This is a genomic window from Halorubrum salipaludis, assembly GCF_002286985.1.
GTDB classification, from domain to species: domain Archaea; phylum Halobacteriota; class Halobacteria; order Halobacteriales; family Haloferacaceae; genus Halorubrum; species Halorubrum salipaludis.
Window position 1 is genome coordinate 187,388 of the sequence record NZ_NSKC01000005.1, and the last position, 12,683, is coordinate 200,070.

A 12,683-nucleotide genomic window follows, 5' to 3' on the forward strand; every position below is an offset into this window, starting at 1 on the left:
GCGCCGGTCGACGGCGCCGCGGTGGCGCCGCTCTCCCGCCCCCGCGCGCCGAACGACAACCGTTTTGAACGACACCCGCGCAGTAGCGATATGTTGATCACCGTCTCCGGCCCGCCGGGAAGCGGGAAGAGCACGAACGCAGCGGCCCTCGCCGATCGACTCGACCTCGATCACGTCTCCGGCGGGGACATCTTCCGCGAGATGGCGGCCGAACGCGACATGACGCCCGTCGAGTTCAACGAGTTCGCGGAGGAGGACCCCCAGATCGACCGGGACCTGGACCGCCGGCTCCACGAGATCGCCGCGACCCGCGACGACCTCGTGCTGGAGTCGCGGCTCGCCGGCTGGCTCTCCGCGGACCACGCCGACTTCCGGTTCTGGTTCGACGCCCCCGTCTCGACCCGCGCCGAGCGCATCGCCGAGCGCGAGGCGAAGCCGGTCGACCGCGCGAAGGCCGAGACGGAGCGCCGCGAGGCCTCCGAGCGGAAGCGGTACCGCGAGTACTACGACGTCGACATCGACGACCTGTCGATCTACGACGCCGCGTACAACACCGCTCGGTGGGGGCCGGAGCCGTTCATCGACGTCCTCGTCGCGACCATCGACGCGTACGACCCCGAGACAGACGAGGGGAAGGCGCCGATCGAGGGCGTGAGCTACGACTTCTGACCGCCGAACACCCGTTACACTCTCTACACCCCCGCATGACTCGACACGCAGACGACACCGATTCCGACGACGACTCCGAATCCGATCGCGGCGAGGATCCCCTCCGAGCCCCGCCCGACCAGCGGTCGGTCCCGGAGCTGCTCCGGTTCGGCGTCGTCAACGTCGACAAGCCCGCCGGCCCCTCCTCCCACCAGCTCTCCGCGTGGGTGCGCGACGCGATCAACGAGACGCTGGCGGCGCTGGACCCGGACGGTCCCCGGATCGACGGGGTCGCACATGCCGGGACGCTCGACCCCAAGGTCACGGGCTGTCTCCCGACGCTGACCGGCGACGCGACCCGCGCCGCGCAGGTGTTTCTGGAGGGCAGCAAGGAGTACGTCTCGGTGCTGGAGCTCCACGGGTCGCCCCCCGCAGACTTCCGCGACGTGGTCGCCGAGTTCGAGGCGGAGATCTACCAGAAGCCGCCGCGCAAGAGCGCGGTGACCCGCCGGCTCCGCACCCGCACGATCCACGACCTCGACGTGCTGGCGGTCGACGACCGACAGGCCCTCCTCCGGATCCGGTGCGAGTCCGGGACGTATATCCGGAAGCTGTGTCACGACATCGGCCTCGCGACCGGCGTCGGCGCGCACATGGGCCACCTCCGACGCACCGCCACCGACCCCTTCGACGACGGCGACTTACACCCCTTACAGGACCTCGTCGACGGGCTGGCGTGGGCCGAGGCGGGCGACGAGGAGCTCCTCCGCGAGGTCGTCCGCCCCGCCGAGGACGCGCTGGTCCACCTTCCGAGCGTGACGATCGCACCCTCCGCCGCGCGCAACGTCGCCACCGGCGCGCCCGTCTACGCCCCCGGCGTGATCGAGGCGGACGGCGTCGACGCCGACGAGGGCCCGGACGAGAACGGCGACGGAAGCGACGACGCCCCGCTCGTCGCCTGCCACACTCCAGACGGTTCCGCGGTGTGTCTCGGCCGGCTGGTCGGCGATCCGGAGGCCGAATCTGGCGTCGTCGTCTCGCTGGAGCGCGTGCTCGTCTGAGGGCGTCGGAGTCGGCGGAGACGAGTGAAACGAAGTCCTTAATTACCGGACTCTCATTTTTCCGGATGCAGACAGGGACCGTGGGGTAGTGGTATCCTATGCGGATGGGGTCCGTATGACCTGAGTTCGACTCTCAGCGGTCCCACTTCGACTTTTCACACCGTCAGCGGCGCCGACACCTCCTTCGCGAACGACTTCGGAACTTCAGACCCCCTCGACGAGCTGTCGCAGTTGGTCGGGCGACAGCGCGCCGCGCGCCGTCCGGCCCTCGTACTCGAACGTCGGGACGCCGCCGACCTTCGCGTCCCGCGCTTCGGCGAACGCGCTCCGAAGCCGCGCGCGGCGGTCCTCGTCGCGGATCGCGCTCCGTATCTCGTTGCCCTCGATTCCGACCCCCTCGGCGAGATCGGCGAGCACGTCTGCGTCCCCGATCTCCCGCCCGTCGACCCAGAGCGCCTCGAATATGGCCTCGTCGAAGTCGAGCCACCGGTCCGGACGCGCCTCGCTCACGTACAGCGAGGCGACCTGCGCGTCGAACGAGTCCACGCGCTCGGGGAGGTCGTCGAGGTCGAGCATCGCCTCGGCGCCGTACTCGTCGCGCAGACGATCTACGTCCCGGCGGACCCGCTCGAAGTACCCCTCGTCTTTCCCGTCGTCGATCGAGTGGATGATCTCGCCGTCGGGGCCCCGCTTGTGACCGCGGAGGTCGTAGGGACGCCAGCCGATCGCGAGCTCGCGGTCCCGCGTCTCCTGGTACGCCGCGAGCGACCGGCGACCGAGGTAACAGAACGGGCAGACGTAATCCGAGTAGATCGCGACGGCGTCGTCAGAATCGTCCATCACCGTCCGATACGGCCGCCGACCTGATAAGCGTCCGAGTGACCTGGGCGGTACCGCGAGCGGTGTGTCGGCCGGGGGAAGCGGCCGAGCCGGTAGCGGACCGGGAACGGTCGAGAGGGGCGACCGGCTCCGGTCGCTCCTGGCGCTCCGCAACCACTAAACGCGGCTCGCTCCTTGCACCGGTAATGGCCGACTGGACGGAGAAGTACCGCCCGAGCACGCTCTCGGAGGTCCGCGGCAACGACAAGGCCCGCGACGCGTTCGCGGAGTGGGCGCGGTCGTGGGACGACCACCGCGAGGCCGTCGTCCTCCACGGGAGCCCGGGCGTCGGGAAGACGAGCGCGGCCCACGCGCTCGCGAACGACATGGGGTGGGAGACGGTCGAGCTGAACGCCTCCGACCAGCGCACCGCAGACGTCATCGAGCGCTTTGCGGGACGGGCCGCGCGCAACGCCACCCTCGGCGGGAGCGCGGCGGGCGGCGGCGCGGCCGGGGGCGACACGGCCTCCCGCCAGCTCGTCATCCTGGACGAGGCCGACAACATCCACGGCAACTACGACCGCGGCGGGGCCTCGGCGATCACGAAGCTGGTCAAGGAGTCGGGCCAGCCCATCGTCCTCATCGCCAACGACTACTACGACATGGCGCGCGGGCTCCGGAACGCGACACAGGAGATCGAGTTCCGCGACGTCTCCGCGCGCTCCATCGTCCCCGTCCTCCGCGACGTGTGTCGGAAGGAGGGGATCGAGTTCGAGTCCGACGCCTTAGAGCGGATCGCGGAGCGCAACCGCGGCGACCTCCGCGGCGCGATCAACGACCTGCAGGCCGCCACCGAGGGCCGGGACGCGATTGCGGTCGAGGACGTGGTCACCGGCGACCGCGACAAGGCGCTCGGCCTGTTCCCGTTCCTCGACGCGGTCCTCAAAGAGGAGTCGGCGGAGGAGGCGCTCCAGTCGGCGTACGCGGTCGACGAGACGCCCGACGACCTCACGAAGTGGATCGAGAACAACGTCCTCGACGTGTACGAGCCGATGGAGGCGGTCCGCGCGTACGACTTCCTCGCGAACGCCGACGTGTGGCTGGGGCGCGTCCGCGCCACGCAGAACTACTCGTACTGGCGCTACGCCACCGACAACGCTGCCGCGGGCGTCGCCGCCGCGCGCGACGGGGAGAAGGGCGGGTGGACCCGCTACGGCCGCCCGCAGTTCTGGTCGTCCTCGGACGCCACCGCGGACGAGGTGGTCGGGCAGATCGCGGCCGCGAGCGGGTGCAGCGTCGCGACCGCGCGCCGCGAGGTGCTCCCGTTCCTGCAGGCGGTCACCCACCACTGTAAGCCCCGGGAGCTGACGGTCGCGATGGCGGCGGCCTACGACCTCGACGAGGCGGGCGTCGCCTTCGTCACCGGCTCCGGCGAGTCGACGAACAAGGTGGAATCGATCGTCGAGGACGCGCAGGCGCTCCGCGAGGAGCGGATGGAGGACCACGCCGAGGGCGCCTTCGCCGGGGGGCGCCGCGCGGCGAACGAGTCCGATTCGGCCGACGGCGACGGCGGGGTCGACGGATCCGACGGGGCCACCGAGAGCGGAGACGACGGCACAGCTGCCGACCAGACGGCGCTCGGTGACGACGGGACCGCTGACGACGGCGCTGCCGGCGAGGACACCGACGGCGACGACGGGCAGGCGGGGCTGGGCGACTTCGTCTGAGCGAGCGGCGAACGGACGAGATCTGGCGGTAGAAGTCCGCGGTTACGGTTGCGGTATCACTCGCTCTGCGGCGTCTCCGAGCCGCTCCGAGAGCTGACCTCGGCGGATTCCGAGGCGGGACTCTCGTTCGGTTCGGGATCGACGGCGCCGGTCCCCTCGGGGTCGGTGAGGTCGACGCCGGTGAACTCGAACCGGGCGCCGCCCGCCCGGCTCTCCGCCACCGACACCTCCCAGCCGTGGGCCTCCGCGATGCGGTCGACGATGGAGAGCCCGAACCCGGTCCCGTCGGTGTCGGTCGAGTGGCCCGGATCGAACACGGCGTCGCGGTCCGACGGGTCGATCCCCGCGCCGTCGTCGGCGACGTAAAAGCCGTCCGGCAGCCGACCCACGAACACCCGGAGCGACGGGTCGGTCTCGGACTCGTCGGTCTCGCCAGCGTCGCCTTCGAACGCGTCAGGCTCGGAGTCGGATCCTCGCCCGCCGCCGAAGGCGTCCGGATCGATCCCGTCGCTCGCTCGCTCGGCGCTCCCGTCGCCGATATCGATCGAGATGTCGTCACCCGCCCCGTGTTCGATCGCGTTGCGGAAGAGGTTCTCCAGCGCCTGCCGGAGTCGCCCGCGGTCGCACTCGATCCACGGGAGCGGGTCGGCCACGACGAGATCGACGGCCTCCGGCGCGCCGATCGTCCGCCACGCCTGATCCACGACGGTCCGGAGGTCGATCGTCGCGGTCTCCTCGACCGTTCGCCCCTCGCGGGCGAGCGCGAGGAGGTCCCCGATGAGGTCGTCCATGTAGTCGAGGGCGTCCTGAGCGCGGTCCAGCCGCTCGTCGGCCTCCTCGCCGTCGAACTCCCGAGCTAGTTCGATGTTCCCCACCGCGACCGAGAGCGGATTCCGCAGGTCGTGCGACACGACGCTGGCGAACTCCTCTAACCGCTCGCGCTGCTGTTCGAGCTGTTTGCGGCGCTGGACCCGGTCGTCGGCGGGGAAGAGGTAGCCGACGACGTCGCCGTCCTCGTCGCGCGCTCCGCGCTCGTGGATCCACTCGCAGTCGTCCCCGACCGACAGTCGATACGTCACGTCGACCGGGCCCTCGTCGAGCGCGTCGCGGAGCCGGCTCCTGTCCTCCGACTCGACGACCCGGAGCCAGTCGGACCGCGGCAGCGCCTCCGGGTTCAGCCGCGACTCGCCGGCGGCCTCGACGACGAGCTGCGTCGGATCGCCGTCCGGTCGCCGATACGCGACCCCCGGCCGACTCCCCATCGGCTGCGTCACACGTGATACACCCAACTGTTGGATAATAAACCTTTCTCGTGTATCAGCTTTGTTACTGGAGACGACGGCATCCAATCAACATTATCTGGCACTCAAACCCGTTAAAAGAGGGCCTTTCGGACAAAAACAAATCTCCTCGATAGTTCGGACACGTCTCTTATCACGGACAAAACACGTGTCTGACAGCCTGATCGCGGAAGTCGGTTTTAATCGCCTCCGGATCGTGGGGCCGGTATGCGCGCCGCGATCCTCCGCGAGTACGGCGAACCGCTGGACGTCCGCGAGGTCCCCGACCCGGAGCCCGGCCCGGACGGCGCCGTGGTTCGCGTCGCGGCCTGCGGCGTCTGTCGGAGCGACTGGCACGCGTGGGCCGGCCACGGCGAGTGGGCCGACGACCGCGTCCCCCGCGGACAGGTGCTCGGCCACGAGCCCGCCGGCGAGGTGGTCGCGGTTGGCGACGCGGTCGAGCGCTTCGCGCCGGGCGACCGCGTCGTCGTCCCCTTCTCGCTCGGCGACGGCACCTGTCCGCGCTGCCGGCGCGGACACGGGAACGTCTGCGACGACGGACGGGCGCTCGGCTTCGAGCCCGACGCCCCCGGCGCGTTCGCCGAGCGCGTCGCCGTCCCGGACGCCGACTACAACCTCGTCGAGCGCCCGCCGTGGCTCGGGGCCACCGCGGCGGCCGCGCTCGGCTGCCGGTACATGACGGCGTACCACGCCCTCGCGGAGCGGGCCGAACTCGGCGGCGGCGAGTGGCTGGCCGTCCACGGCTGCGGCGGCGTCGGGCTCTCCGCGGTCCAACTGGGCGACGCGCTCGGCGCCCGGACCGTCGCGGTCGACGTCGACGACGAGGCCCTCTCGTTCGCCCGCGATCTGGGCGCCGACGAGACCGTGAACCCGACCGATCTCGGCGACGGCGAGACCGCGGTGCCGGACCGGATTCGCGACCTGACCGACGGCGGGGCGACCGTCTCGGTCGACGCGCTCGGGATCGCCGAGACGTGCCGGAACTCGGTCCGGTCCGTGCGCCCCCGGGGGACGCACGTGCAGGTCGGGCTGACCACCGAGGCCGAGCGCGGCGAGGTGTCGCTCCCGACCGACTGGATGACCCGCTGGGAGGTGTCGTTCGTCGGCTCGCGCGGGATGCCCCCGACGAGCTACGACGACCTGTTCGCCCTGATCGAAGCGACCGACGTGGACCCCGCCGCGCTGGTGAGCGACGATCTGGCGCTCTCGGCGGTCTCCGACCGGCTCGCCGCGATGGACGAGTACGACGCGCGCGGCGTTGAGGTCGTCACCGACTTCGCGAACTGACGGTCCGCGGGACGGGGCCGCGTCTCACTCCTCGCTCCCGGAGCCGATCCCGGGGATGGCGACCCGGTCTTCGACGCGCTCCATCAGCTTCGACGCGGTGAGGACCAAGGCGAGGTACGTCACGCCGGTCACGACGAAGATGAGGGTGTACCGGAACGTCTCGGAGGCGATCTGGTCGGCCCGGTAGTAGAGCTCGGGGACCGTGATGAAGCCCGCCAGCGACGAGTACTTGATCAGGTAGACGAACTCGTTGGTCCACGACGGGATCGCGTACCGGAGCCCCTGCGGGAGCACGACGTAGTAGATCGTCTCCAGCTTCGACAGGCCGATCGCGCGGCCAGCGGTGATCTGCCCCTCCTCGACGCTCTCTAAGGCGCCGCGGATGTACTCCGCCTGGTAGGCCGCCCCGTTGAGCGTGAACCCGAGGATCGCCACCCAGACCACGTCCCGCGCGAACACGCCCGAGAGCGCGCCGGGGACGTAGCTCGCGAGGTTGAGCCCGTAGTAGAGCACGAACAGCTGCGCGAGGAGGGGCGTCCCGCGCAACAGCTCCGTGTACCCCAGCGAGACCCACGCCGAGAACCGGCCGTACACGCGGGCCACCGCCAGCGGGACGGCGAGGACGAAGCCGACCGCGAGGCTCACGGCGGTGATCACGACCGTGAGCCACGTCCCCCGGGCCAGCTCCGGCGTGAGCTCGACGACGAACGCGGCGTCGGACGCGTACGCGGCGAGGCCCGGGATCGCCGCCAGCGTCGCCTCGACGGCGCCCGCCGGAACGAGCGGCTGTCCGACCGGCACGAGGACGCCCCCGAGCCATCGGTTGACCCAGCTCACGACGAGCCAGCCCCAGAACAGCGCCCCGGCGGCGACGAGGAGGAGCCGGCCGACCGAGCGATCGGAGTCGGCCACGCGTTCCCGGACCGTCGCGGGTCTCGTCGCGCTCGCCATCAGTCGTGACTCGCGATCCGTTCGAGGAACCGGCCGGTCCGTTCCTCCTCGGGGTGATCGAACAGCTGTTCCGGCGGTCCCCGCTCGACCACGCGGCCGTCGTCCAAGAACACGATCTCGTCGGCGACCTCGCGGGCGAAGCTCATCTCGTGGGTGACCACGAGCATCGTCATCCCCTCGTCGACGAGCCCGTGCATCACCTCCAACACCTCGCCGATGAGCTCGGGGTCGAGCGCGCTCGTCGGCTCGTCGAACAGCATGAGCTTCGGCTCCATCGCCAGCGCGCGGGCGATGCCGACCCGCTGCTGTTGGCCCCCGGACAGCTCCGCGGGGTACGAGTCGAACTGCTCGCCGAGCCCGACGCGCTCCAGCTGCGCCTCGGCGCGCTCGCGGGCCGCCGTCTCCGAGAGGCCGAGCACGCGCCGCGGGCCGAGCGCGACGTTGCCCACCGCGGTGAGGTGCGCGAACAGGTTGAACCCTTGGAACACCATCCCGACCTCGCGGCGGAGCTCGTCGACGTCGAGGTCCGGCGAGAGCACCTCCTCGCCGTCCAGCAGGATCGACCCCTCCTGCGCCTCCGCGAGCCGGTTGACGCAGCGCAGCATGGTCGATTTCCCGGAGCCGGAGGGACCGATCAGGACGGTCACGTCGCCCCGGTCCATCTCGAAGGAGACCTCTTCGAGGACCTTCTCCTCGCCGTACCACTTCGAGACGTCCGACACGCGGAGGAACTCGTCGTCACTCACGCCGACTCCCCCTCCGGGATCGCGTAGTAGTCGCCGAGGTAGTCGAGCGCGCGGTTCGTCGTGAACGTGAGGACGAAGTAGATTGCACTGATGAAGAGGACCACTTCGAGCACCGCGGTCGTCTGCTCCGAGAACAGGTCGTACCCCCGTGTGAGCAGCTCAGCGAGCCCGATAGCGAACACGATGCTGGTGTCTTTCAAGACGATCGTGAACTCGTTTTGGAACCCCGGGATCGACCGGCGCAGGGCCTGCGGAACGACGACGTACCGGACCGCCTCGAACCGCGAGAGCCCGATCGAGCGTCCCGCCTCGAGCTGTCCCTCGTCGACGCTCGAAAGGGTCGCCCGGAAGATCTGCGACTGGTACGCGGCGCTGCGCAGGCCGAGCCCTAAGATTCCGGCGGTCATCGCCGAGGAGATCGTGGCGACGCCGAGGTTGATCTGCGGGACGCCGACGACGAAGTACATCACGATGAGGATCACGACGATCGGGGTCCCGCGGAGCACGATCCCGACCGTGCTGACTGCCCGTTTGAGGTAGCCGTCGCCGTACACCTCGACCGCGCCGGCCGGGAACCCGACGACGAACCCGAGCAGGATCGACGCGACCGTGAGCCCGATCGTCAACAGGGCGCCGACGCCGAGGTAGTCGGCGTTCCGGAACACGAACTCCCAGTCCACGGCCTCGCCGACGAACGACCAGTCGGCGGACTGCCCGACGGGCGCGAGCGTCGCGAGCCCGTCGCCGGCCGAGATCGGGAGGCCGCCGCACGCCGGGAGTTCGACCGCGGCGCTGGCGGCCGCGGCGAGCGCGAGCGTCGCCGGATCCGACATCCTACTCCTGACCGAACCAGGTGCTCGTGATCTCGCTGTACGTCCCGTCGTCGCGGACGGTCGCGAGCCCGTCGTTCAGCGCCGACTGGAACTCCGACTCGCCCTGCCGGATGCCGAAGCCGAACTGCTCGCCGGTCTCCTCGATGAACGCGACCTCCACGTCGCGGTTGGCCGCGAACGTCTCCGCGACGGGCAGGTCGATGACGACGGCGTCGACGTTCTCGTTCTCGAGGTCCTCGACCGCGAACACGTAGCTGTCGTACGAGGAGTAGTCGTCCTCGGAGATGATCTCGGGGTCGATGAGGTTCGACGACACCTGGTCCGCGCCGGTGGTCCCGGACTGCGCGCCCACGCGGACGCCTTCGAAGTCCTCCCACGACGACGGCTGGAAGTCGCCGCCCTCGCGCACGAGGATCGCCTGGTCGGACTCCCAGTAGGGGTCGGAGAAGGCGATCGTCTCTTGGCGGTCCTCGGTGATCGTCATCGCGGCGGCGATCACGTCGATCTCCTCGTTCTGGGTGAGCGCGGGGATGAGCGAGTCGAACTCGAAGGTGGCCCACTCGCCCAGCTCGTAGTCGGTCTCCGCGACGACGGCCTCCAGCAGGTCGATGTCGAAGCCGACCAGCTCGCCGTCCTGCTGCATCTCGAACGGCGGGAAGCCGGGCGCGGTGCCCGGGGTGATCGTGGTGCTGTCGTCGCCGAGGCAACCGGCGACGCCGGTCAGTCCGACGGCGCTTGCGCCACCGGTCAGCTTCAGGTACGTCCGACGGCTCACGTCCGTCTCCGTGCGGTATGACATACCGGTGGGTGAACGGGAACTGATTTCAACCTTTCCTCCTCGGGCGGGTCGTCCGCCCGACGGAGCCTCAGACGGGTCGACCGGCACTCAGACGGATTGGCCGGCACTCAGTCGCCGCGCACCGGGCCCGCCGTCGTCCCCTCCGACCCGACGCCCCTGACCGCCCACGCGGCGCCGAGCGCGAGAGCAGCGGCGACGCCGAGCGCGACGAGGTTGAGCCGCTGCCAGAACGCGGTGTACAACACCAGATCGCGGCCTAAAAGCAGGGTGGCGACCAGCGCGGCCATCGAGCCGGCGGCGAGCAGGCGAACCGTCGCCGCGGTCGACCGATCGAGCCCCGGGTAGCCGGTCCGAACGGCCTCCGTGGCGTACGCGACGGCCGCGACGAGGCCGAGGTGACCGGCGAGTCCGGTCACGTAGAAGCCCGCCTGCGCGCCCGGCGCGTAGGTGACGAAGGGGACCGCACGCGAGAACACCGCGCTGGCGACGATTCCGACCGCGGCGACCCCGATCGCGGCCCGGAGCAGTCTCGGGGAGCCGCGGCCGCCGCCCCAGATCGTGGCCAGCCCGAGCAGGGTGAAGATCCCCAGCGCGACGATCAGGTGGGCCGCGTGCGTCGACACCGTGTACCCGCCGGGAACGAGCCCGCCGAGGGTAACTGTGAGGGCGCCGACCGTGATCTGCAGCGGGAGGATCGCGACCGCGAGCGTCGCGGCCAGCCGGGTCCGACGGTCGAGGCCCCCGAGCCACGTCCATCCGGCGACGCCGATGATGAGGAAGCCGGTGACCATCGCCCACACGCGGTGGAACCACTCGATGAAGTCCGGGTTGATCGTCAGCGCCGGGATGAGCTGGTCGGAGCAGAGCGGCCACTGGGCCTGACACGCCAGCCCGGACCCGGTCGCCGCGGTGTAGACCCCGAGCGAGAACAACACCAGCGTCATCCCGGTCGTCGCCGCCGCGTATCGCCTGAACGTCAGCCACGCGGGCCGAAGACTCATTGGTCGAGTTCGGACGCGAGCGCACTTAGACCGTTCGGCCGCTCCGAGGAGCCGGGAACGCGGCGGCGGCCCAATTATAAGCAGGTTCGCGGCTGGCGCGCGCCCTCGAGTGGCCGCCGGCAGGCGACCGCGAGGAGCGCGTTCGAGGGGTCGGGGAGGCGCGAGGTGCGGTCGCTGAGGAGTGTAACTGGGAGGTCGCTGTTCGACGGATCCCCGGCCGCATTCTCGCCCGTGGTATCGGAACACGTCGGCCGCTGTACCGTCACGAGAGATACCAACCGAACAGGAGCGGGCTTACTAACAGCGTCAGCGGGACGGCGATCCAGACCTGTCCCGCGAACACGTTGTACTGGCCAAGCGTGACCGATACGGGCGTGTTCTCGACGTAGCCCACGAGGAATTCGAAGCCGACAGTGAAGACGGTCCAGAGAACGCCCACCAGAAGCAGCTCTACTTGCGTATACTCGACAGCCGTCCACTGGAAGTAGCCGAACGAGATTCCGAGAATGGCGAGGACCAACATCGCCGTACTCAGCACGTGGCCCGGATACTCCCCGACGCGGGGTATCAGCACCACCTCCCTGAAGCCGCCGTTCAGGACGGCAACGACCGCCATCAGCGCCCAGACCCCTAACGGATAGAGGAGTAGCTGTGGTCGAACTGACTGAGAGCCGATCGGTGTTAGCGCGATCATACCCGGAGATCACAACGTATGAGGAGAAATAGTGTGTGGAGAGCTCCGCTCTACGGGTTTCGGTGTCGCCATCGAATGCGTTTGATGACTACAACCGCCCTCGACCCGCGGCATGTCCCCGGTACTGAGCGATCGAGGACGTGACACCGTCACCGCTGAGGAGTTCAACAACGCGAATCACGAGCGACGGCGCCACCCGACCGTCGATTCAGCCGGACAGCTCCCGCTTCGCTCTCCGCGCCCGCTCCGACATCTCCTCGTTCCCCTCGACGTCGGCGAGGGTCTCGACCGCCTCCAACTGCCGCACCGAGTCGTCGAGGAACGAGAGCACGTCGCCGGTGTAGGCGTACACCATGTAGTCGTCGCTCATCACGTCGACGATCGCCTGCGGGCCGAGCCCCTCGGCGCGCAGTTCGAGGACGTACCGCATGAACTTCTCCTCCGGGCAGCCGCAGTAGGGGTTCGCCTGACAGTCGCAGTCGAGGAAGTCCTCCGCGAAGTCCAAGATCCGGTCCCGCGTCGTCTCGTCCAGCTTCGAGAGCCCGTCGCCGGTGAACAGCATGTCGAGCGTCGCGCCGGCGAAGGCCCCCTTCGGGATGTTCGTCTCCAGCTGGGAGGCGAGCTGCCGGTGGTTCTTCACGTAGATCTTGTCGGTGAACGCCACGGTTGCCCGCCGATACGCCGGCTGGGAGTAAAAACGGCGTGGTCGTCACGGCGGTCGCCGGGCCGACCAGCTGTGACGATCACCGGACGACACCGCGTCACACGCCCGTCCGGGAGTCGTAACGGTTATTTATCAAAGCGGGATAGATATCG

13 protein-coding genes and 1 tRNA gene are annotated in these 12,683 nt (G+C 69.7%); 5 read left to right on the forward strand and 9 right to left on the reverse strand.

Annotated features, from left to right (window positions below; all coding sequences use genetic code 11):
- Positions 1-90: 90 nt before the first annotated feature.
- The 3 genes from cmk (at position 91) to CK500_RS10795 (ending at position 1,854) form a co-directional block, all read left to right on the forward strand.
- Positions 91-669 (forward strand): (d)CMP kinase, encoded by a 579-nt coding sequence (gene cmk / locus CK500_RS10785; protein WP_095637229.1) that lies wholly within the window; start codon positions 91-93, stop codon positions 667-669.
- Positions 670-704: 35 nt separating this feature from the next.
- Positions 705-1,709 carry an RNA-guided pseudouridylation complex pseudouridine synthase subunit Cbf5 gene (locus tag CK500_RS10790; RefSeq protein ID WP_095637230.1) on the forward strand — a complete coding sequence of 335 codons (1,005 nt, stop codon included), beginning with the start codon at positions 705-707 and terminating at the stop codon, positions 1,707-1,709.
- 74 nt (positions 1,710-1,783) lie between these two features.
- A tRNA-Pro gene (locus tag CK500_RS10795) sits at positions 1,784-1,854 on the forward strand.
- Positions 1,855-1,913: 59 nt separating this feature from the next.
- Here CK500_RS10795 and CK500_RS10800 read toward each other — a convergent pair.
- Positions 1,914-2,549, reverse strand: coding sequence for a DsbA family oxidoreductase (locus tag CK500_RS10800; protein ID WP_095637231.1), 636 nt, complete (start codon positions 2,547-2,549; stop codon positions 1,914-1,916).
- Between the two features lie 185 nt (positions 2,550-2,734).
- Between CK500_RS10800 and CK500_RS10805 the strand changes: the two genes are divergently transcribed.
- Positions 2,735-4,255 (forward strand): replication factor C large subunit, encoded by a 1,521-nt coding sequence (locus CK500_RS10805; protein ID WP_095637232.1) that lies wholly within the window; start codon positions 2,735-2,737, stop codon positions 4,253-4,255.
- Positions 4,256-4,311: 56 nt separating this feature from the next.
- On the opposite strand, the gene CK500_RS10810 is transcribed toward CK500_RS10805, so the two are convergent.
- Positions 4,312-5,517, reverse strand: a complete 1,206-nt coding sequence (locus tag CK500_RS10810; RefSeq protein ID WP_095637375.1) for a sensor histidine kinase — start codon at positions 5,515-5,517, stop codon at positions 4,312-4,314.
- 246 nt (positions 5,518-5,763) lie between these two features.
- On the opposite strand from CK500_RS10810, the gene CK500_RS10815 reads away from it, so the two are divergent.
- Positions 5,764-6,843, forward strand: coding sequence for a zinc-dependent alcohol dehydrogenase family protein (locus tag CK500_RS10815; RefSeq protein ID WP_095637233.1), 1,080 nt, complete (start codon positions 5,764-5,766; stop codon positions 6,841-6,843).
- Positions 6,844-6,867: 24 nt separating this feature from the next.
- Here CK500_RS10815 and CK500_RS10820 read toward each other — a convergent pair whose 3' ends face one another.
- The 7 genes from CK500_RS10820 to CK500_RS10850 form a co-directional block, all read right to left on the reverse strand.
- On the reverse strand, positions 6,868-7,794 hold the full coding sequence (locus CK500_RS10820) for an amino acid ABC transporter permease (RefSeq protein ID WP_095637234.1): 927 nt from the start codon (positions 7,792-7,794) through the stop codon (positions 6,868-6,870).
- The gene (locus tag CK500_RS10825) at positions 7,794-8,540 is read right to left on the reverse strand and encodes an amino acid ABC transporter ATP-binding protein (RefSeq protein WP_095637235.1); all 747 of its coding nucleotides are present in this window, start codon (positions 8,538-8,540) and stop codon (positions 7,794-7,796) included. Before CK500_RS10825 ends, CK500_RS10820 begins: the two co-directional genes overlap by 1 nt.
- Entirely contained in the window at positions 8,537-9,373 is an 837-nt protein-coding gene (locus CK500_RS10830) for an amino acid ABC transporter permease (protein ID WP_095637236.1), read from the reverse strand. Before CK500_RS10830 ends, CK500_RS10825 begins: the two co-directional genes overlap by 4 nt.
- Position 9,374: 1 nt before the next feature.
- Positions 9,375-10,172: a basic amino acid ABC transporter substrate-binding protein gene (locus CK500_RS10835; protein WP_095637237.1), complete on the reverse strand. Its 798-nt coding sequence runs from the start codon at positions 10,170-10,172 to the stop codon at positions 9,375-9,377.
- A gap of 107 nt (positions 10,173-10,279) precedes the next feature.
- Positions 10,280-11,116: a COX15/CtaA family protein gene (locus CK500_RS10840; protein ID WP_095637376.1), complete on the reverse strand. Its 837-nt coding sequence runs from the start codon at positions 11,114-11,116 to the stop codon at positions 10,280-10,282.
- A gap of 319 nt (positions 11,117-11,435) precedes the next feature.
- A complete protein-coding gene (locus CK500_RS10845) occupies positions 11,436-11,867 on the reverse strand; it encodes a hypothetical protein (RefSeq protein ID WP_095637238.1) in 432 nt (143 codons plus the stop codon).
- 208 nt (positions 11,868-12,075) lie between these two features.
- On the reverse strand, positions 12,076-12,531 hold the full coding sequence (locus CK500_RS10850) for a DUF5814 domain-containing protein (RefSeq protein ID WP_095637239.1): 456 nt from the start codon (positions 12,529-12,531) through the stop codon (positions 12,076-12,078).
- Positions 12,532-12,683: the final 152 nt, after the last annotated feature.